The following is a 19456-nucleotide window of genomic DNA, read 5'->3' on the forward strand; positions in this document are numbered from 1 at the left end:
GACGGCCCGCTGCCTGGCGGCCCCGCTGGGGCAGGGGATCAGGTCATGACGGTGGGTTGCGCCATGCCGGTGTGGTGTTCGATGCGGGCCAGGGTGCGGGCGAGTGCGACCAGCGGCGCCAGCGCCTCCTGCGCGGGCACGTCGTGGCGCGAGGCGTCGGGTTCGTGGCGTTCCAGGTAGACGCGCAGCGTCGCGCCTTCGGTGCCGGTGCCCGAGAGGCGGAACACGACGCGCGAGGAGTCTTCCAGCACCACGCGCACGCCCTGTTTCTGGCTGACCGAGCCGTCCACCGGGTCGGTGTAGGCGAAGTCGTCGGCCCACGAAATGGTCACCCCCACGCTCTCCGCTTCGCGAGGTTCGCTGCCCCCCGAGGGGGCGCCGTCTGTCTTGGGGCGGCCCGGCGACAGACGATGCCCATCGAAGGTCTGGCCGGCCAGCGTCGGCAGCTGCGCGCGCAGTTCGGCCATCAGAGCGTTGGCCTGTTCGGTGGGGATGCCGTCGTAGTCGTGCCGCGAGTAGACGCAGCGGCCGTGTTCGGTCCACAGCCCGCGCACCAGCTGCTCGACCGACTGGCCGGTGGTCGCCACCAGGTTGAGCCAGAACAGCACGGCCCAGAGGCCGTCCTTCTCGCGCACGTGGTTGGAGCCGGTGCCGTAGCTCTCTTCGCCGCAAAGCGTGATCTTGTCGGCGTCCAGCAGGTTGCCGAAGAACTTCCAGCCCGTGGGCGTTTCGTAGCAGGCGATGCCCAGCGCCTTCGCCACGCGGTCGGCGGCGGTGGAGGTGGGCATGGAGCGTGCCACGCCGGCCAGGCCGCTCGCGTAGCCCGGCACCTTGGTGGCGTGCGCGGTGAGCACGGCCAGGCTGTCGGAAGGCGAGACGATGAAGCCGCGCCCGAGGATCATGTTGCGGTCGGCGTCGCCGTCGGAGGCCGCCCCCATGTCGGGCGCGTCGGGCGCCATCAGGTGGGCGATCAGGTCGTCGGCGTAGGCCGGGTTGGGGTCGGGGTGCAGACCGCCGAAATCCTCCTTCGGTTCGGCGTTGACCACGGTGCCGGCCGGGGCGCCGAGCTCGCCCTCGATGATGGCCTTGGCATACGGCCCGCCGACCGCCCACATGGCGTCGTAGCGCAGGCGGAAACCGCTGGCGAACAGGCGGCGAATGGCGGCGAAGTCGAACAGCTCGCGCTGCACCGCGGCGTAGTCGGCGACGGGGTCGATCACCTCGATCGCCATGCCTTCCATCATGTGCGTGCCCAGGGCGTCGAGCGGGATGTCGGGGGCGTCGCTCAGGCGGTACTGGCCGAGCGTCTGCGTGCGTTCGTAGATCGCCTGGGTCAGCTTCTCGGGCGCTGGGCCGCCGTTGGTGGCGTTGTATTTGATGCCGAAGTCGCCGTCGGGGCCGCCGGGGTTGTGGCTGGCCGAGAGGATGATGCCGCCGCTGGCGCCCCGGCGGCGGATGACGGCGCTGGTGGCGGGCGTGGACAGGATGCCGCCCTGGCCGACCAGCACCCGGCCGTAGCCGCGCGCAGCGGCCATCTTCAGGATGGTCTGCACCGCGGCGCGGTTGTGGAAACGCCCGTCGCCGCCGAGCACCAGCGTCTGCCCTGCGGCCGGCGCGTCGCCGTGCAGCACGTCGAACAGGGCCTGGACGAAGTTCTCCAGGTAGTGCGGCTGCTGGAACACGGTGACCTTCTTGCGCAGGCCGGAGGTGCCCGGCAGCTGGCCGGCAAACGGGGTGGTGGCGACAGTCTGGATGCTCATGGGGGCTCCTGAGGGGATGGCAATGGCGTTCCGGCCGGTGATGGCCGGCCACAGCCGCCAGTGTCGCCCAACTCGGGAGCCTGTCCCGCGGGTCAGGTGCGGTGCAGGAACAGGCCCCCGTAGGGTTCGCAGTGCACGCAGTCGCCTTCCAGCCGGGCGCCCGGCAGGCCGCTGCCGTCGAGCACCGTGGCGTTGCGCCAGTCCTCGGGCAGCGCCAGCTCGGCCACCTGATCGCTGAAGTTGAAGACGCACAGCAGCGTCTGCTGCTCGTGCTCGCGGATGAAGGCCAGCACCTGCGGATGCGCGGGCAGCAGGGTGAGGCGGCCTTCGCGCAGGGCGACCTGCTGGCGGCGCCAGTGCAGCAGGTGGGTGAAGAACGAGAGCATCGAGTCCGGCGCGCCGGCCTGGCGGTCCACCGCCAGCGCGCGATGCGCCTCGGCCACGGGCAGCCAGGGCCTGTCGCCGGTGGTGAAGCCGGCATGCGGCGCGTCGCCGGACCACGGCATGGGCGTGCGGCAGCCGTCGCGGCCCTTGAACTCGGGCCACATGGTGATGCCGTAGGGGTCCTGCAGGTCCTCGTAGCGCAGCTCGGCCTCTGGCAGGCCCAACTCTTCACCCTGGTAGAGGCAGACCGTGCCGCGCAGGCTGGCCTGGAAGGCGGCGGCCAGGCGCAGCAGGCGCGGGTCGGGGTTCGGTCCGCCCCAGCGCGTGGCCGAGCGCACCACGTCGTGGTTGGACAGCGCCCAGCAGGGCCAGCCGTCGCCCACGATGGTGTTGAAGCGGGTCAGGAAGCCGTGCAGGAAGGGCGCGTCGTGCGCCTCGCCCAGCAGGTCGAAGCAGTAGGCCATGTGCAGCTTGTCGCCGCCGGCGGTGTACTCGGCCACGCGGGCCAGGCCGTCGTCGTCGCCGATCTCGCCCACCATGGTGGTGTCGGGGTACTGGTCGAGCAGGGCGCGCAGGCGCTGCAGGAAGGGCAGGTTCTCCGGCCGGCTCTTGTCGTAGACGTGGCGCTGCCAGCCGTAGGGGTTGAAGGGGTTGACCGCCGGGTCGGGGTTGCTGCGGTCCGGTGCGCCGCGGCCGGGGTTGTCGCGCAGCTGGGCGTCGTGGAAGAAGAAGTTGACCGTGTCCAGCCGGTAGCCATCCACGCCCAGGTCGAGCCAGAACTTCACTGTGTCCAGCAGCGCGTCCTGCACGGCGGGGTGGTGGAAGTTCAGGTCGGGCTGGCTGGTCAGGAAGTTGTGCAGGTAGTACTGGCAGCGGCGCGTGTCCCACTGCCAGGCGCTGCCGCCGAAGATCGAGAGCCAGTTGTTGGGCGGGTTGCCGTCGTCCCTGGGGTCGGCCCAGACGAACCAGTCGGCCTTGGGGTTGTCGCGGCTGCTGCGGCTTTCCACGAACCAGGGGTGCTGGTCGCTGCAGTGCGAGAGCACCTGGTCGATCATGACCTTCAGGCCGAGCACGTGGGCGCGTGCCACCAGGGCGCGGAAGTCGTCCAGCGTGCCGAACATCGGGTCGACGTCGTTGTAGTCGCTGACGTCGTAGCCGAAGTCCTTCATCGGGCTCTTGAAGAAGGGCGAGATCCAGATGCCGTCGGCGCCCAGCGCCGCGATGTGGTCCAGCCGCTGCGTGATGCCCGGCAGGTCGCCGATGCCGTCGCCGTTGGAGTCCTGGAAGCTGCGCGGGTAGATCTGGTAGATGACGCCGCCGCGCCACCAGCCGTTGTTGGGTGCCTTGTTGCTCATGTTTGCGGAGAAGAAATCAGTTGCTGGAGCCAGCGCGCGCTGGCCTTGGCCGTGCGCTGCTGGGTGGAGTAGTCGACGTGTACGACGCCGAAGCGCTGGGTGTAGCCGTGCGCCCACTCGAAGTTGTCGAGCAGGCTCCAGACGTAGTAACCGCGGATGTCCAGGCCGCTGGCCACCATCTGCGCGAGCTGGGTCAGGTGCGATTGCAGGTAGCTCAGGCGCAGGCGGTCGTCGCAACCGCCGGCCTCCACCGGCGTGTTGTCGGCCGCGCCGTTTTCGGTGATCCAGATAGGAGGCAGCGGCCACTTTGCGAGCAGATTGCGCGTCACCCGTTCCAGCCCCTGCGGGTAGATCTCCCAGCCGATGTGGGTGAGGTCGGGGCGCTGCGGGTCGGGCGGCACGAAGCGGTAGCCGCGGCGCTGCTCGGCGGCGCTTTGCGGCGCCTGCGCGATGGAGCGCGTGTAGTAGTTCAGGCCGATGAAGTCCAGCGGCTGGGCGCAGATGGCCAGGTCGCCGGGACGGCGCTGCTCGGCGAATGCGCCGATCTGTTCGATCATCTCGGCCGGCCATTCGCGGCCGAACAGCGGGTTGAGGAATACGTCGTTGCGCTCCAGCTCCGCCAGCCGCGCTGCGGCCACATCGGCAGGTGCATCGCTGGCCGGGTCGCACAGCTCGGGGTTGAGCACGATGCCCAGCTGCGTGTCGCTGCGCACGCTGCGCCAGGCCTGCAGGCCCAGGCCGTGCGCCAGCATGAGGTGGTGCGCCACCAGCAGCGACGAGGACCGGTCCTGCACGCCGGGCGCGAACACGCCGATGTCGTGGCCCAGGAAGGCGCTGCACCAGGGTTCGTTGAGCGTGGCCACGCGCGGCAGTTGGTCGCCCAGTTCGCGCGCGACCAGCTGCGCGTAGTCGGCGAAACGCTGGGCGGTGTCGCGGTGCAGCCAGCCGCCGTGCGCGCGCTGCAGCTGCGCCGGCAGATCCCAGTGGAACAGTGTGGCGTTGGGCGTGATGCCCTTGTCGTGCAGCGCGTCGAGCAGGCGGCGGTAGAAGTCCAGCCCCTCGGGGTTGGCGCTGCCGTCCTCGCGCACCACGCGGGTCCAGGCGATGGAGAAGCGGTAGTGCCGGAACCCGAGATCGGCCATCAGCGCCACGTCCTCGCGGAAACGGTGGAAGTGATCGCAGGCCACCAGGCCGTCGCTGGCATCCTTGATGCGGCCGGTCTGGGCGCAGAAGTCGTCCCAGATGCTGGGGAGCTTGCCGCCTTCGAGGGCGCCTCCCTCGATCTGGAAGGCAGCGGTGGCACAGCCCCATTCGAACGAAGGGGGAAAGATGGGGAAATCGGTCATGGGTTATTTGACGGAGCCTGAGAGCAGGCCGCGCACGAAGAAGCGTTGCAGCGAGAAGAACACGGCCACGGGCACCGCGATGGAGACGAAGGCACTGGCGGTCAGGATTTCCCAGCTCTCGCCGCGCGAACCCAGCAGGTCGTTGAGCTTGATGGTCAGCACCACCTGGTCGGGCGACTTGCCCAGGAACACCAGGGCCACGAGGAAGTCGTTCCAGACCCAGAGGAACTGGAAGATCGCGAAGCTCGCCAGCGCCGGCACCGACAGCGGCAGCACGATGCTGGTGAAGATCTGGAAGTGCGTGGCGCCGTCCATGCGTGCGCTCTCGATGATGTCGCGCGGCAGCGAGGCGATGTAGTTGCGCAGCAGGTAGATCGCCAGCGGCAGGCCGAAGGCCGAGTGCGCCAGCCACACGCCCAGGTAGGACTTGGACGCCACACCCATGCTCTCGCCCACATCGTTGTAGAGCCGCAGCAGCGGGATCAGCGACATCTGCAGCGGCACCACCAGCAGGCCCACCACCACCACGAACAGCCAGCGCCGGCCGGGGAACTCCATCCAGCTGAAGGCGTAGGCCGCGAAGGCCGCGATCAGGATCGGGATGAAGGTGGCGGGAATCGTGACCTTGAAGGTGTTGAGGAAGGCGTTGCCCACGCCCTCGGAGTCGACCACCTTCTGGTAGTTGGTGGCGGTGAAGCTCGGCGGCATCTCGGCCACGTAGAAGATGCGCACGCCGCGCTCGCTCTCATACGGCTGGTTGAGCACCAGTTTGTACTGGCCGTCGGCGGCCACGGTGACCGTGCCGTCGGGTTGTCCGTCTTCCTCGTCGAAGATCTGCGCGTCGCCCAGCTCGATGGTCTGGCCCACCGGGTGTTCGCCCGGGTTGGACGACTTCATCGAGAAACGCTGCAGCCGCGTGGCGTTGCCTTCGGGGAACAGGCGCCCGGCGATGACAAATTTGTCGCCGTCCTTCACCACGCTCTGCTCGCCGGCGGTGCGCCGCATGTCGGGGCGGGTCTGGGTGGACAGCGCGGTCCACCAGCCGCTGCTGACGATCTGTTCGCGGTCGCGGAAGCTGGAGACCAGCAGGCCGAAGGTGGGCAGCACCCAGGCCAGCACGATGACCAGCAGCAGCGCGTGGGCCGCCAGCGCGGTGGGAGAGAGTTTGAGTTTCATCGCTGGGCCTCCTCGGCACGGAAGCGGCGGATGTTGAAGGCCATCACCGGGATCACGGCGAGCATCAGCACCATGGCCAGGGTGGAGCTGCGGCCGTAGTCACCGCCGCCGCGGAACATCCAGTCGTACATCAGGTTGGCCAGCACCGAGGTGTCCCATTGGCCACCGGTCATGGCCATGACGATGTCGAACACCTTGAGCACGGTGATGGTGATGGTGGTCCAGACCACCAGGATGGTGGACATCACCTGCGGAATCATGATTTCAAAGAAGATCTGCAGCTCGGTGGCGCCATCGATGCGCGCGGCCTCGATGGTGTCATTGGGCACACCGCGCAGTGCGGCGGAGAGGATCACCATGGCGAAGCCGGTCTGGATCCAGATCAGGATCGCCATCAGGAAGAAGTTGTTCCAGAACGGCAGCGTCACCCAGGCCTGGGGTTCCAGGCCCATGCCCTGCACGATGGCGTTCAGGATGCCGATCTGGTCGTTCTCGGGGCCGCGGAAGTCGTAGACGAATTTCCAGATCACGCTGGCGCCGACGAAGCTGATCGCCATCGGCATGAAGACCAGGGTCTTGGCCGCGTTGCCCCACCAGACGCGGTCGGCCAGCACGGCGACGATCAGGCCCAGCGCGGTGGCCGCGGCCGGCACCACCAGCAGCCACAGGAAGTTGTTGCGGATGGTGATGAGGAAGTTCTCGTCGGTGAACACCCAGGCGTAGTTGGACAGGCCGACGAAGCCCTCGCCGGTGGCGTCCATGAAGCTCAGGCGCAGGGTCTCGAAGAACGGGTAGACCAGGTACACGCCCAGCAGCAGCAAGGCCGGCGCGATGAACAGCCAGGGCCGCACGCCCGCGCGCAGCCGTTCGCGGCGCTGGCGCGGCATGGACGGCCGCGCCAGCACGTTGTCGAGCAGCCAGTTGCTGCCCGCGAAGTACAGCAGGCAGACACCGACGCTGACCGTCACGGCCAACAAGGTCTGGAAGATGGAGTCGGTCATGGTGGTCCGTCCGTGTCTGTTCTGCTCAGGGGGTCACTTCAACGCGTCCCAGCTCTTCTGGATGTCGTCGGCCACGGCCTGGGCCGACTTGCCGCCCGAGTAGTCGACCATGCCCTTCCAGAAGCTGCCGGCACCGACGGCGCCGGGCATCAGGTCGGAGCCGTCAAAGCGGAAGGTGGTCGCGTTCAGCAGGATCTCGCCCTGCTTGCGCTGCGCCTTGGTCTTGTACTTGGCCAGGTCCGTGCCCTTGTGCGGGGTCAGGAAGCCGTCCTCGGCCATCCAGATCTCGTGGGCCTGGGGGTGCTGCAGGTACTCCATGAAGGCGCGGGCGCCCTTGCTGTCCTTGGTGATCGTCATGATCGTGCCGCCGCCCAGCACCGGGTTGCCCAGGTTTTTGGACTTGTAGGCCGGGAAGTAGAAGAAGTCGGCGTCGGCCGCCTTGCCCTCGGGGAAGAAGGCCGGGATGAACGAGGCCTGGCGGTGCATGTAGCACTTGGGCGGCGAGCCGAACATGCCCTTGGGGCTGTCCTTGAAGCTCACCGTGGCCACGGCCTTGGCGCCGCCGTCCACGTAGGCGTCGTTGCGGGCGAACCAGCCGTAGGCTTCGATGGCCTCGACGACGCGCTTGTCGTTGAACTTCATCTTGTTGCTGGTCCAGTCGTCGTAGACCTGCGGGCTCTGGGTGCGCAGCATCATGTCCTCGACCCAGTCGGTGGCGGGCCAGCCGGTGGCGGCGTCCGAACCCAGGCCGATGCACCAGGGCTTGCCACCGTCGGCGGCGATCTTCTTGGTCAGGTCCTGCAGCTCCTCCATGGACTTGGGCACCTTGTAGCCCTTCTCCTTGAAGTTCTCGGGGATGTACCAGACCAGGCTCTTGACGTTGACGTTGAAGAACAGGCCGTAGAAGTTGCTCTTGCCGTCCTTGCCCTTGTAGGTGCCCAGGTCGGCCCAGGAGCTGCCCGCGGCGTAGTTGGTCTTGACCCAGTCGCGCGCCTTGTCGCCCAGCGGCACCAGGCCACCGATGGCGGCCATGTTGGCGGCCAGGCCCGGCTGCGGGAACACCGAGATGTTGGACGGCGAACCGGCCTTGATGTCGATCACGATCTGCTGCTCGGAGCTCTGCGAGCACGAGTGCTTCACCGTCGCACCGGTGGCCTTCTCGAAGTTCGCGACCACCTTCTTGAAGAAGCCTTCCTCCGCGCCCGTCCAGGGGCAGGTGACGGTGATCGTCTCGCCCTTGAGGTCGGGGCCCTTGTAGTCGGCGGCCTGGGCGGTGGCGCCCAGTGTGCCCAGCGCCAGCGCGGCGGCACCGGCGATCGTGGTGGTTTTGAACATCGTGCTTGTCTCCAGAGTGAAGCTTCGCGGCCCATCCGCAAAGCGGGGTGAAAACGGGGGTGAGGTCAGAGCCGCAGGCCGGCGGCGTCGAAGCGGTACAGGTGCTCGCTGCGGTGGCCCAGGCGCAGCGTCTCGCCCGGCCGCACCGCCACCGAGCCGTCGACGCGCGCCGTGAGCTCGCCCAGCGCACCGGCGTCGATGTAGGCGAAGGTCTCGTTGCCCAGCTGCTCGGCGTGGCGCAGCGTGCCTTCGATGGGGCCGTCGGCCGCCAGGTGCAGGTGCTCAGGCCGCACGCCCACGCAGTGCGCGCCCTGCGCCTGGGCGTAGGCGCCTTCGATGAAGTTCATCTGCGGCGAGCCGATGAAGCCGGCCACGAAGCGCGTGGCCGGGCGGTGGTAGAGCTCCAGCGGCGCGCCCACCTGTTCGATGCGGCCCTTGTTGAGCACCACGATCTTGTCGGCCAGGGTCATGGCCTCGACCTGATCGTGCGTCACGTAGACCATGGTCGCGCCCAGGCGGCGGTGCAGGGTGGCCAGTTCCACGCGCATCTTGGTGCGCAGGGCGGCGTCCAGGTTGGACAGCGGTTCGTCGAACAGGAACACCTTGGGATTGCGCACGATGGCGCGGCCGATGGCCACGCGCTGGCGCTGGCCGCCCGAGAGCGCCTTGGGCAGGCGCTGCAGGTAGTCGGTGAGCTGCAGGATGCCGGCCGCCTCGCGCACCCGGCGGTCGATCTCGCCCTTGGGCAGCCTGGCGATCTTCAGGCCGAAGGCCATGTTGTCGTAGACCGTCTTGTGGGGGTAGAGCGCGTAACTCTGGAACACCATCGCGACACCGCGTTCGCTGGGCGGCAGGTCGTTGACGACCTGCTCGCCGATGGACAGCTCCCCGCCGGAGATGTCCTCCAGGCCGGCGATCATGCGCAGCAGCGTGGTCTTGCCACAGCCCGAAGGGCCGACGAATACCGCGAATTCCCCGGGCTGGATGTCCAGGTCGACACCGTGGATGACGTCCACGCGCCCGTAACTTTTTTTGATGCCTCGCAAACGCAAGCCGGACTGCGCCATGGGTAGAAACCTTTCGTATCGGCCGTCATGAAGCGACGGGCCGGAACCGGTCAGCACGCCTGACCGTCACAAAATTACATCATCAATGCAATCGATTGCATTATGGGGTTTGCCCTATGTCCCAGGAACAAGTGGGTTACGAAAACAGCCGCGCAGCGGCGGAGCGTGGGTGCACGAGCGATCCGGCGCCGGGCCGTCCCCAGCCGGATCAGCCCCCTCGGGGGGCAGCGACCCGCGTCAGCGGCGGAGCGTGGGGGCCATACACCTCTTCAGGCGCTGCTTTCGCGCACGATGAGCGAGGCGGGCAGGACGATGGAACGCCGAGGCTGGCCGGCCAGGGCCTCGAACAGCAGGTCCACCAGCGCGCGGCCGGCCTGTCCGGTGGGCTGGCGGATGGTGGTCAGGGTCGGGTGCACATGCTCGGCCAGCGCGATGTCGTCGTACCCGACGAGCTTGACGTCGGCCGGCACGGTGATGCCGCGCTCGTTGAGCGATCCCATGAGCGAGATGGCCGTGACGTCGCTGGAGGCAAAGATGGCGTCGAAGGGTGTGGCCTGGTTGAGCCAGCCGTCGATCACCTCGCGGATGCGCGAGTCACCGAACAGGAAGGACTGCAGCAGGCGGGGGTCCATGGCGATGCCGGCCTCGTCCAGTGCGCGGGTGTAACCCAGGTACCGCTGGCCGGCCTCGGGGTGGGTGATGTCGCCGAAGAAGGCGATCCGGCGGCAACCCTTTTCGATCAGGTGGCGCGTGGCCAGGTAGCCGCCCATGGCGTTGTCGCCGCCGACCACCGGGTACAGCGCATCGGGCAGGGGCGCGCCCCAGACCACCATCGGGAAGCCGTTGCGCGTCAGTTCGTTGAGGTAGTCGTGCAGCGTCAGCTGGCCGATGACGATCAGGCCGCCGACCTGGCCGCTCTCGACCAGGTCCGACAGCACGTGCTGCCGGTCGGCCTTCAGGCGCGTCAGCAGCAGGCTCATGCCCCGTTCGTCCAGGGTGTCGGCCACCGAGCCGAGGATGCTCAGCAGGAACGGGTCCGAGATCATCTGCATGCTGTCGCCCAGGATGACGACGCCGATGGTCTGTACCCCGCGCTTGCGCAGGTTGGCCGCGCCGACGTTGACGCGGTAGCCCAGGGAATTGGCCAGTTCGGTGATGCGCTCGCGGGTGGCCTGCGGAATCAGCGGGCTGCCGCTGAGGGCTCGCGAGACGGTGGACGCCGACACACCGGCCAGGCGGGCGATGTCGGCCATCTGCATGCGCTTGCGGCCCCGGGCGGGTGCCTGTGCAGAGGGCGCGGAATCGTCGGGGGCGGGGGCGGCTGGCTTGCGAGGCATCGGCAGATTATTTCACCCGATAACGATCGGGCGGGTGAAGCGGAAAAAAAGCCCGGGAGCCTTGCGACGCCCGGGCCAACTCTGATTGCCGAGAGGAAATGGGATCGATCACCCTTTCAGGATCTCTCACCCCGGAAAGATCGGGAACCCCCGATCAAAACGCGTAATTGATGCGTACGCGGGCCGCGGTCTGGCCCTTGGTGCCGGAGCCGCCCTTGGCAAAGCTCAGGGCCGGCGTGATGGTCGCGCCCTTGACGCCGAACAGCGGCAGCGAATAGGCGGCGTAGAAGGTGTTGTTCTTCGCGCCGTTGGCGCCCTTGTCCAGGATCAGGCCGAAACCGGCCGGACCGAAGGTGCCGTTCAGGCCGACGGACTTGTCGTCTTCCATCTTGGCGAAGTTCACGTTCATGCTGCTGTCCGAAGACAGGGCGTAGCCCAGGGACACGCCGGCGCCGTTGGTGCTCTCGGTGCCGCCGACCACCTTGACGGACTCGACACCCACACGCACGGTCACCGGGCCGGAGCCGAAGCTCACGGCCGGGCGGACACCGCGGGCCTCACCGGCTTCCTTGCTGTAGACCAGGCCGACTTCGATGCGTGCCGGGCCGGCGTTGAAGCCGGGGGCGATGTGCACCGTGTCCTTGCCGAAACGGCCGCGCAGGCGGTTGGCGCGGTAGCCGCCGTAGCCGCTGTTCTCGACCAGGGTGTCCTTGCCCAGGGGGAACAGGTCCATGGCTTCGAAGCGGCCCATCTTCACGTCGCCGGCGGCGTTGCCGAACTGGACCCACATGTCATCGGTGGCGGTGTCGCCGTCCTTCTTGATCAGCAGGCTGGCACGGGCTTGCACGAAGGCGTCGCCGTTGGTGGCCTTGCCGCCCACGTTGAACTCCACGCGGCCGCCCATGTTCAGGTCGCTGTCGCGGGCGTTGGAAGCGTCTTCCACCTTGTTCTGGTAGGTGGTGTCCAGTTCCAGGTTGGCGTCCATGGTCATGTCGGCATGGGCGGCGAAAGCGGTGGCGCAAAGGGCGGCGGCGGCCGCAAGTTTGAAGCTCTGTTGCATGAGGTACTCCGGAGTGTGAATGTTGTGAACCACTCTCTCCTGTACCGATGTTTCATGTTTGAACGTACAACACCGGTCGGGAAAGCCACCGAATTCGACCATTGATGCAAACGGTTGCATTCGGTAGAAACCCTGAAGAAATGCCCCGTAACTGTTACGTAACTGCTTAAAAACAACAAATATCCGCCTCGGGAAAACCCGACTGGTGCAATGGTTTGCACAGTAATAAAGATACAAAAAATACAGGCAATCGGGCCTCGCATGCGGGTCTTGTGCCGGTGGCGCGGCGCGGAGGCGGTGAGCCGGTGCCGCCGGGCGCATGTGAGACAATGGCGGGCTTTCCAAGCATGCGCGGCTGTAGCTCAGTGGATAGAGTATTGGCCTCCGAAGCCAAGGGTCGTGGGTTCGATCCCCGCCAGCCGCGCCACCTCAATGACTTGCGTGGGTTTTTCATGGCCCGCGGCCCGATGAGTGGCCTTTCTTCATGAGCCAACTCAGCTTCGAATTCGAGCCGCCGCAGGGGCGCAACGCCCCGCCCGCTGTGGCCGACGCCGCCCAGCCGCTCACACCCGAAGACATGGCCCGGCTGCTGGATCAGCACCCCGACTTCAAGGTGCTGCGCCGTCTGGTGCCGGTGCTGGACTACGGACCGCTGGTTCCAGTGGGCACCGACGGCCAGCCGCAGGCCGCTGTGCGCGTGCTCATCCTCGACACCGAAACCACCGGCCTGTCCCATGCCAGCGACCGCATCATCGAGCTGGCCCTGCTGCTGGTGCAGGTGGACCCGGTCACGGGCCGGCCTTTCGGCCCGGTCGACACCTTCGAAGGTTTTGAAGATCCGGGCATGCCCATTCCGGAGGTGGCGAAACAGGTCACGGGCATCGACGACGATATGGTTCGCGGTCAGCGGCTGGACGATGCGCGCGTGCAGGCCCTGATCGATCGCGCCGATCTGGTGGTGGCGCACAACGCCGGATTCGACCGGCCCTTTGTCGAGGCCCGGTTTCCCGGCTTTGCCCACAAGCGCTGGGCCTGCTCGTTCGCCGACATCGACTGGAAAGCGCAGGGCGCCGAGTCGGCCAAGCTCGGCGCTCTGGCGCAGGACCAGGGCTGGTTCTACGACGCGCACCGGGCACAGGTCGACTGCCATGCGCTGCTGCAGGTGCTCGCCAGCCCGCAGGCCGATGGCGGCACCACGGGCCTGGCCCGCCTGATGGCCGCGGCCGCCCAGCCCAGCTACAAGCTGCGCGCCACCGGCTCGCCCTTCGAGAGCAAGGACCAGCTCAAGGCCCGCGGCTACCGCTGGGATGGCGACGCCAAGGTCTGGTTCTGCAGCCTGGGCAGCGAAGCGGCGCTGGCCGAAGAGCTGGTCTGGCTCAAGGCCGAGGTCTACGGCAGCCGGCGCGCGCAGGTCGACGTAGAAGCCCTGGATGCGCTGACGCGCTATTCACCGCGCCCGGGGCGGATGGAGAGACGGGCGCTCTGAAGCGCGCAGTGGCCCCAACGGCCTTTTTCTTTCCGGCGGTGCCGGACCTCAGGCGCCGAAGCGCGCGAACAGCACGTTGTTCTCCAGGTGGATGTGGCTGATCAGGTCGTTGGTCAGCTGCGCCGTGCCGGCATAGAGCGCGCGCCAGGTGTTGCAGGCGCCCTGCGGCGGGGTGTGGTCGTGGGTCAGCGCCGCCAGCCGCTCCAGATGTTCACCGTGGCCGATGTGCTCGTCGCGCATCACGGTGATCGGGCCCGCCAGACCGGAGCTGCCGCCTTCGATGGCCGGGAACAGCACCTGCTCTTCCTTCTCCATGTGCTCCAGCAACTCGACCTCCATGATCTCCAGGTGCTCGGCCAGGCCGTGCGGTGCGTCCGGGTGGTCGCTGTGCACCGCCTCGACACGGCGCGCCATGCGCACCAGCTCGGGCAACTGCTCGCGGTGCACCGCGTGGTAGCGGGTGAGGATGTGGTCGATCAGCGCGTTGGCGTCCGGCGTTTCCGGCGCGGCGTCGTCGCGGCGCAGCGCGGCCAGTTCGGCCACCACGCGGGCGGTGTCCAGCCCCTTGCGTTCGCAGGCCTCGCCCAGGCTGACCTGGCCGCCGCAGCAGAAGTCCAGCTTGAGGCGCCGGAAGATGGCGGTGGCGCCGGGCAGGTCGACGGCGATCTGGCCGATGGCCTGCTGCTCGATGGGGCGTTCGGTGGTGGGGGTGTTCATGGGCGTCCTTTAAATATTCATCTCTGATGCATGTATTGAGCCATAAAACGCATCGAAGATGCATATTTCCTTTGGACGAGTCCGGGCTTCCGGAAGAACGAGCCCGGCGCAGGCCTCAGCGGGGAACGATGAAGGCGGCGTCGATGCGCACCGCCCGTTCGTTCCCGTCCTCCGCCCCCTCGGGGGTCACCGACACCGTGGCGCGCAGGGTCTGGCCGGCGTGTGGCTGGGCCGCCTCGGCCGGCAGCACCAGGCGCAGGGGCACCGAGGCGCTGCCGGCGGCCTCCACCGACAGTGTGGTGGCCGAGTCGATGCGCAGGCCGGGCACGCCGTCCACCGCCAGGCGGAAGCGGCGCGCCGTCTCCTGGCTGTTGGTCACCTGCAGCCGGTAGGTGTTCTCGATCGCACCGCGGTCGACCATGCGCGCCAGCGCCCCGCGGTCCTTGATCAGCACGGCATCGACGTCGCTGCGGTGTCCCAGGCTCCAGAGCCAGGCACCGGTGAGGCCGGCGAGCAGGGTGCCGTAGATCAGCACGCGCGGGCGCCAGACCCGGCGCAGCATCTGGCGCGCGCTCCAGCCCTTCGCCACGGCATTGCCGGTGGTGTAGCGGATCAGGCCCTGGGGGTAGCCCATCTTGTCCATCACGTCGTCGCAGACGTCGATGCAGGCGGCGCAGGCGATGCACTCGTTCTGCAGTCCGTTGCGGATGTCGATGCCGGTGGGGCAGACCTGCACGCACAGCGTGCAGTCCACACAGTCGCCCAGGCCGGCGGGGCGCTCCTCGGCCTTGCGCGAGCGCGGACCGCGGTTTTCACCGCGCGCGCTGTCGTAGGCGATGACCAGCGAGTCCATGTCGATCAGCGCGCTCTGGAAGCGGGCGTACGGGCACATGTACTTGCACATCTGCTCGCGCAGGTAGCCGGCGTTGCCGTAGGTCGCCGCGGCGTAGAACAGCACCCAGAACCACAGCCAGGGCGACTGCGCCGGGTTCAGCAGGGCCGGGGCCAGTTCGCGGATGGGGTGGAAGTAGCCGACGAAGGTGAAGCCGGTGAGCAGCGCCAGAGAGATCCAGCCGGCCTGCTTGGCGCCCTTGCGCGAGAGCTTGTTCAGCGACCAGGGCTGGGCGTCCAGGCGCATGCGCGCCGAGCGATCGCCCTCGGTCTTGCGCTCGATCCACAGGAACATCTCGGTGTAGACCGTCTGCGGGCAGCTGTAGCCGCACCACAGGCGCCCGGCGATGGCGGTGAAGAAGAACAGCGCCAGCGCGCTGATCACCAGCAGGGCGGCGAGGTAGATGAAGTCCTGTGGCTGCAGCACCAGGCCCAGCACGTAGAAGCGGCGCTGCTCCAGATCGAACAGCAGGGCCTGGCGCCCGTTCCACTGCAGCCAGGGCATGCCGTAGAAGAACAGCTGCGTCACCCAGACCATGACCCAGCGCCAGCGCGCGAACACGCCGGTGACCGAACGTGGGTAGATCTTGATGCGGCTCTCGTACAGCGAGCCGCCGGGCTGCGCATTCGCGGCGGGGGAAGGGATGCTCATGGGAATGGCCGGTGCCACCTAAAAGATGCAGAGTACATGAATCTTAATGTCTGCCGTGCAAAGACCCTGTTGCTCCCGCTGATCGAACGGGTACAGTGCCGTTCCATGCGCCCCAGTGCCTCGCTCTCCACCAAACTGATCCGCATCGGGGCGGCGCTGCTGGTGCTGGCGCTCGCGTCCATCGGGCTCACGCTGTGGGTGACCTGGCAGCTGGAGGGCGGTGCGGCCGCGGTCAACGAGGCCGGCCGCATGCGCATGCAGACCTGGCGCCTGACCAGCGCGGTGCAGGCCCAGCGGCCGGCGGCGGAGGTGCAGGCGCTGGTGCAGCAGTTCGACCAGAGCCTGGGAGTGCTGCGCGAGGGCGATCCGTCGCGCCCCCTGTTCGTGCCCTGGGACCCGGACGTGGCGCGCGAGTTCGCCGCGGTGGAACAGCTCTGGCAGGCCCAGCGCGCCCTCTGGACCTCGCCGCTGCAGCCGGGCGACCCGGTGCTGCTGCGCTCGGCCGACGAATTTGTCATGGCCATCGACCGGCTGGTGTTGTCCATCGAGCACCAGCTCGCGGGTTTCACCGCGCTGCTCAACCTGTTCCAGTTCGCCATGATGGCGCTGGCCATCGCCGGGGCGGTGGTCATGCTCTACACCGGCTATCTCTATGTGATCAACCCGCTGGCACACCTGCGGCGGGGTCTGGCGCAGGTGGAGGGCGGTCAGTTCGGTGCCCGCATCGACGTGGACACGCAGGACGAGTTCGGGCAGGTGGCGGCGGGCTTCAACCGCATGGCCGCCACGCTGCAGTCGCTCTACCAGGGACTGGAGGCCAAGGTGCAGGCCAAGACGCAGCGCATCGAGGCGCAGCGCGCGCGGCTGGAAGCGCTCTACGAGGTCAGCGCCTTTCTGGCCAAGGCCAACACCATCGAGGAACTGTCCAGGGGCTTCTCGCAGCGCGTGCGCGCGGTCATGAAGGCCGATGCCGTGGCGGTGCGCTGGTCCGACGAGGCCAACCAGCGCTACCTGATGCTCGCCTCCGACTGCTTTCCGCAGGAAATGCAGGCCGAGGAGCGCAGCCTGATCGCGGGCGCGTGCGCCTGCGGCAACCTGCAGCCCGATGCGCGCATCCGCGTCATCCCCATCCACAGCCACGAGGCCGCGCCCATGCGCCACTGCGCGCGCGTGGGCTACCAGAACCTGGTGAGCGTGCCGGTGCGCCTGCAGCAGCGGGTGATCGGCGAGATCGACCTGTTCTTCCGCAGCGAAGTGGCACTCAATGCCGACGAGACCGAGCTGCTCGACGCACTGGCCAGCCACCTGGCCAGCGCGCTCGAAGGCCTGCGCGCGGCGGCGCTGGAGCGCGAGGCCGCGGTGGGCGAGGAGCGTGCGCTGCTGGCGCGCGAGCTGCACGACTCCATTGCCCAGTCGCTGGCCTTCCTCAAGATCCAGGCGCAGCTGCTGCGCAGCGCAGTGCAGAAGCAGCAGCCCGAGAAGGTGCGGTCCACGCTGGACGAGCTCGACACCGGTCTCAAGGAAAGCATCAGCGACGTGCGCGAGCTGCTGGTGCACTTCCGCACCCGCACCAACACCGGGGACATCGAGGCCGCGCTGCAAGAGACGCTGCAGAAGTTCCAGCACCAGACCGGCCTGCCCACGCGGCTGCATCTCGACGGCGAGGGCCTGCCGCTGCCGGCCGACGTGCAGGTGCAGGTGCTGCACGTGGTGCAGGAAGCGCTGTCCAACGTGCGCAAGCACGCCGGCGCCAGCCACGTGAGCCTGGACGTGCACAAGGGCGAACAGTGGCGCTTCGTGGTGCGCGACAACGGCAGCGGTTTCGACACCGCGCAGCAGCGCGGCGAGACCCATGTCGGCACGAAAATCATGCGCGAGCGGGCCGACCGCATCGGCGCCACCGTGCAGATCGAATCCCGCAGCGGCCAGGGCACCTCCGTCACGCTCACGCTGCCCAGGAACCCGGTGACCGCCGTCGGGACGGGCACGGCGGGCCTGGACCTCTCCGAATCCGTACTGACCACCCCATGACCCCTTCCATCGAGCTGCTGCTGGTCGACGACCACACCCTGTTCCGCCGCGGCCTCAAGGCGCTGCTGGAGCAGGACGAGCGCTTCACCGTCACCGCCGAGGCCGGCGACGTGGGCGAGGCCCTGCGCTGCCTGCAGCGCCGGCCGCCGCAGGTGATCCTGCTGGACAACCACCTGCCCGGGGTGCGCGGGGTGGACGCCATCCCCGCGCTCAAGGAGGCCGCGCCCGGGGCGCGCGTGCTGATGCTCACCGTGAGCGAGAACGAGAACGACCTGGCCGCCGCGCTGCAGGCGGGGGCCGACGGCTACCTGCTCAAGACGGTGGAGTCCGACCAGCTCTGCGAGACCATCATCAAGGTCATGGACGGCGAGTCGGTCATCAGCCCCGAGATGATGACCAAGCTGGTGGCGGTGTTCCGCTCGCGGCCGTCGGTCGCAAACGCCGCCCCGCCCGCGGCGGCTCCAGTCAGTGCGCCGGTGCCGCTGGAGGCGCCGCGCGAGGCCGCCTCCGGCGCCGACCTGCTGTCGCCGCGCGAGCGCGAGATCCTGCTGCTGATCGCGCGTGGCGATTCCAACAAGCTGATCGCGCGCGAACTGGACATCGCCGAGACCACGGTGAAGATCCACGTGCAGCACATCCTGCGCAAGCTCGGCCTGAGCTCGCGCGTGCAGGCGGCGGTGTTCGCGACCAGCCAGGGCCTGGCCTGAGCTTCAGGCCCCGGCGGCCCGGCGCCAGCCCACGGCCGCCACCACGGCCCAGAAGCCCAGGCGCAGTGCCAGCGCCCCCACAGTGCGCATTTCGTAGGCGCCGCCGTCCAGCACATGAAGACCGAAGGCCACCGCCACCAGCGCCGTGCCCAGCGCCAGCGCGGTGGCCAGCCAAAGGCCCCAGCGCCGGCCGAGCCACAGGCCCAGCCCGGCCACCACATAGACGAAGCCGGCCAGGAAGTTGAACCACAGCACGAAGCCCACCGTGTGGCCCAGGGCCGCGCGGGTGTGGGCCGGGCCGAACAGGCCCTGCCCGCCGCTGAACACCGTGAGCGCGCCGAACACCACGGCCACGGCGGCGAGAACTTTCAGGGGGCGGTGGGAAGTCATGGCGGTTCTCCCGTTCAAGAGGGGGTGTCGTTCCCGTGGTCATCCAGGGCGAGGCCTTCGCCGGCTTCTTCCACTGTCTGGCCGTCGCGGATGTGGTAGATCCGTTTGAAAGTCGGGATGATCTTTTCGTCGTGTGTGACGACGATGATCGCGGTGTGGGCCCGCCGCGCCATCTGGTTGAGGATGCGCATCACACCCAGCGCGCGCTCGCTGTCCAGGGGCGCGGTGGGTTCGTCGGCCAATATGACCGGAGGCTTGTTGGCCAGCGCGCGGGCGATGGACACGCGCTGCTGCTCACCACCGGAGAGCTGCGATGTCTCGGCGCTGGCGCGGTGCTGCACGTCCAGCGCGGTCAGCAGTTCCAGCGCGCGTTTGCGCGCATTCGCATTGGACAGGCCCGCCAGCATCGGCAGCAGCGCCACGTTGTCGGTCACGTCCAGGAACGGAATCAGATACGGCGCCTGGAACACGAAGCCGATGCGGTCGCGCCGCAGCGCGCGCAGGTCTTTGACTTTCCAGCCGTTGTCGTAGATGACTTCGTTGCCCAGCGTCATCCTGCCGCTGGTGGGTTCGATGATGGCGCCCAGGCATTTGAGCAGTGTGCTCTTGCCCGAACCCGAGGGGCCGACCAGGCCCACCACCTCGCCGGGCGCTACCTGCATGTTCACGTGCCTCAGCGCTTCCACGGCCGTGTCGCCGTGACCATAGACCTTGCGCAGGCCTTCGATACGGATGCCGCCCAGGGGGGTGTCGTTCATGGC

The 19456-nt window shown here is 68.1% G+C and carries 16 protein-coding genes and 1 tRNA gene; 4 read left to right on the forward strand and 13 right to left on the reverse strand.

The window, feature by feature from the left end; genetic code table 11:
* Positions 1 to 38: 38 nt before the first annotated feature.
* The 9 genes from BC358_RS00240 to BC358_RS00280 form a co-directional block, all read right to left on the reverse strand.
* Entirely contained in the window at positions 39 to 1760 is a 1722-nt protein-coding gene (locus BC358_RS00240; protein WP_079364225.1) for an alpha-D-glucose phosphate-specific phosphoglucomutase, read from the reverse strand.
* 92 nt (positions 1761 to 1852) lie between these two features.
* On the reverse strand, positions 1853 to 3499 hold the full coding sequence (locus BC358_RS00245; RefSeq protein ID WP_079364226.1) for an alpha-glucosidase family protein: 1647 nt from the start codon (positions 3497 to 3499) through the stop codon (positions 1853 to 1855).
* Positions 3496 to 4845 (reverse strand): GH1 family beta-glucosidase, encoded by a 1350-nt coding sequence (locus BC358_RS00250; protein ID WP_079364227.1) that lies wholly within the window; start codon positions 4843 to 4845, stop codon positions 3496 to 3498. The genes BC358_RS00245 and BC358_RS00250 overlap by 4 nt, the downstream gene beginning before the upstream one ends.
* A gap of 3 nt (positions 4846 to 4848) precedes the next feature.
* Positions 4849 to 6021: a carbohydrate ABC transporter permease gene (locus tag BC358_RS00255; protein ID WP_079364228.1), complete on the reverse strand. Its 1173-nt coding sequence runs from the start codon at positions 6019 to 6021 to the stop codon at positions 4849 to 4851.
* Positions 6018 to 7022, reverse strand: coding sequence for a carbohydrate ABC transporter permease (locus tag BC358_RS00260; RefSeq protein WP_079364229.1), 1005 nt, complete (start codon positions 7020 to 7022; stop codon positions 6018 to 6020). Before BC358_RS00260 ends, BC358_RS00255 begins: the two co-directional genes overlap by 4 nt.
* Before the next feature lie 33 nt (positions 7023 to 7055).
* Positions 7056 to 8357: an ABC transporter substrate-binding protein gene (locus BC358_RS00265; protein ID WP_079364230.1), complete on the reverse strand. Its 1302-nt coding sequence runs from the start codon at positions 8355 to 8357 to the stop codon at positions 7056 to 7058.
* 65 nt (positions 8358 to 8422) lie between these two features.
* Positions 8423 to 9424 (reverse strand): ABC transporter ATP-binding protein, encoded by a 1002-nt coding sequence (locus BC358_RS00270; RefSeq protein ID WP_079364231.1) that lies wholly within the window; start codon positions 9422 to 9424, stop codon positions 8423 to 8425.
* A 269-nt stretch (positions 9425 to 9693) separates the two neighbouring features.
* Positions 9694 to 10761: a LacI family DNA-binding transcriptional regulator gene (locus BC358_RS00275; protein WP_243721664.1), complete on the reverse strand. Its 1068-nt coding sequence runs from the start codon at positions 10759 to 10761 to the stop codon at positions 9694 to 9696.
* A gap of 154 nt (positions 10762 to 10915) precedes the next feature.
* The gene (locus BC358_RS00280) at positions 10916 to 11821 is read right to left on the reverse strand and encodes a carbohydrate porin (RefSeq protein WP_066157567.1); all 906 of its coding nucleotides are present in this window, start codon (positions 11819 to 11821) and stop codon (positions 10916 to 10918) included.
* Between the two features lie 351 nt (positions 11822 to 12172).
* Between BC358_RS00280 and BC358_RS00285 the strand changes: the two genes are divergently transcribed.
* Positions 12173 to 12248: transfer RNA gene (locus tag BC358_RS00285), tRNA-Arg, on the forward strand.
* 57 nt (positions 12249 to 12305) lie between these two features.
* On the forward strand, positions 12306 to 13307 hold the full coding sequence (locus BC358_RS00290; protein ID WP_079364233.1) for a 3'-5' exonuclease: 1002 nt from the start codon (positions 12306 to 12308) through the stop codon (positions 13305 to 13307).
* Between the two features lie 48 nt (positions 13308 to 13355).
* On the opposite strand, the gene ytfE is transcribed toward BC358_RS00290, so the two are convergent.
* Positions 13356 to 14024 (reverse strand): iron-sulfur cluster repair protein YtfE, encoded by a 669-nt coding sequence (ytfE, locus tag BC358_RS00295; RefSeq protein ID WP_079364234.1) that lies wholly within the window; start codon positions 14022 to 14024, stop codon positions 13356 to 13358.
* A 115-nt stretch (positions 14025 to 14139) separates the two neighbouring features.
* Positions 14140 to 15567 carry a cytochrome c oxidase accessory protein CcoG gene (ccoG, locus tag BC358_RS00300; RefSeq protein ID WP_079364235.1) on the reverse strand — a complete coding sequence of 476 codons (1428 nt, stop codon included), beginning with the start codon at positions 15565 to 15567 and terminating at the stop codon, positions 14140 to 14142.
* Positions 15568 to 15672: 105 nt separating this feature from the next.
* Between ccoG and BC358_RS00305 the strand changes: the two genes are divergently transcribed.
* Positions 15673 to 17598, forward strand: a complete 1926-nt coding sequence (locus BC358_RS00305) for a type IV pili methyl-accepting chemotaxis transducer N-terminal domain-containing protein (protein WP_079364726.1) — start codon at positions 15673 to 15675, stop codon at positions 17596 to 17598.
* Positions 17595 to 18305, forward strand: coding sequence for a response regulator (locus BC358_RS00310; RefSeq protein WP_079364236.1), 711 nt, complete (start codon positions 17595 to 17597; stop codon positions 18303 to 18305). The genes BC358_RS00305 and BC358_RS00310 overlap by 4 nt, the downstream gene beginning before the upstream one ends.
* A gap of 3 nt (positions 18306 to 18308) precedes the next feature.
* On the opposite strand, the gene BC358_RS00315 is transcribed toward BC358_RS00310, so the two are convergent.
* Both BC358_RS00315 and BC358_RS00320 read right to left on the reverse strand, forming a co-directional pair.
* Complete coding sequence (locus tag BC358_RS00315; RefSeq protein ID WP_079364237.1) at positions 18309 to 18695, reverse strand: hypothetical protein; 387 nt, start codon at positions 18693 to 18695, stop codon at positions 18309 to 18311.
* 14 nt (positions 18696 to 18709) lie between these two features.
* Positions 18710 to 19453: an ABC transporter ATP-binding protein gene (locus BC358_RS00320; protein WP_066157545.1), complete on the reverse strand. Its 744-nt coding sequence runs from the start codon at positions 19451 to 19453 to the stop codon at positions 18710 to 18712.
* Positions 19454 to 19456 lie beyond the last annotated feature (3 nt).

The sequence above is a fragment of the Hydrogenophaga sp. H7 genome (assembly GCF_002025745.1).
Lineage (GTDB): Bacteria > Pseudomonadota > Gammaproteobacteria > Burkholderiales > Burkholderiaceae_C > Hydrogenophaga > Hydrogenophaga pseudoflava.

Bases quoted from the DNA above. Each gene is read 5' to 3' on its own strand.
- BC358_RS00240 (WP_079364225.1), bottom strand. From the start codon at position 1,760: ATGAGCATCCAGACTGTCGCCACCACCCCGTTTGCCGGCCAGCTGCCG.
- BC358_RS00245 (WP_079364226.1), bottom strand. From the start codon at position 3,499: ATGAGCAACAAGGCACCCAACAACGGCTGGTGGCGCGGCGGCGTCATC.
- BC358_RS00250 (WP_079364227.1), bottom strand. From the start codon at position 4,845: ATGACCGATTTCCCCATCTTTCCCCCTTCGTTCGAATGGGGCTGTGCC.
- BC358_RS00255 (WP_079364228.1), bottom strand. From the start codon at position 6,021: ATGAAACTCAAACTCTCTCCCACCGCGCTGGCGGCCCACGCGCTGCTG.
- BC358_RS00260 (WP_079364229.1), bottom strand. From the start codon at position 7,022: ATGACCGACTCCATCTTCCAGACCTTGTTGGCCGTGACGGTCAGCGTC.
- BC358_RS00265 (WP_079364230.1), bottom strand. From the start codon at position 8,357: ATGTTCAAAACCACCACGATCGCCGGTGCCGCCGCGCTGGCGCTGGGC.
- BC358_RS00270 (WP_079364231.1), bottom strand. From the start codon at position 9,424: ATGGCGCAGTCCGGCTTGCGTTTGCGAGGCATCAAAAAAAGTTACGGG.
- BC358_RS00275 (WP_243721664.1), bottom strand. From the start codon at position 10,761: ATGCCTCGCAAGCCAGCCGCCCCCGCCCCCGACGATTCCGCGCCCTCT.
- BC358_RS00280 (WP_066157567.1), bottom strand. From the start codon at position 11,821: ATGCAACAGAGCTTCAAACTTGCGGCCGCCGCCGCCCTTTGCGCCACC.
- BC358_RS00290 (WP_079364233.1), top strand. From the start codon at position 12,306: ATGAGCCAACTCAGCTTCGAATTCGAGCCGCCGCAGGGGCGCAACGCC.
- ytfE (WP_079364234.1), bottom strand. From the start codon at position 14,024: ATGAACACCCCCACCACCGAACGCCCCATCGAGCAGCAGGCCATCGGC.
- ccoG (WP_079364235.1), bottom strand. From the start codon at position 15,567: ATGAGCATCCCTTCCCCCGCCGCGAATGCGCAGCCCGGCGGCTCGCTG.
- BC358_RS00305 (WP_079364726.1), top strand. From the start codon at position 15,673: ATGCGCCCCAGTGCCTCGCTCTCCACCAAACTGATCCGCATCGGGGCG.
- BC358_RS00310 (WP_079364236.1), top strand. From the start codon at position 17,595: ATGACCCCTTCCATCGAGCTGCTGCTGGTCGACGACCACACCCTGTTC.
- BC358_RS00315 (WP_079364237.1), bottom strand. From the start codon at position 18,695: ATGACTTCCCACCGCCCCCTGAAAGTTCTCGCCGCCGTGGCCGTGGTG.
- BC358_RS00320 (WP_066157545.1), bottom strand. From the start codon at position 19,453: ATGAACGACACCCCCCTGGGCGGCATCCGTATCGAAGGCCTGCGCAAG.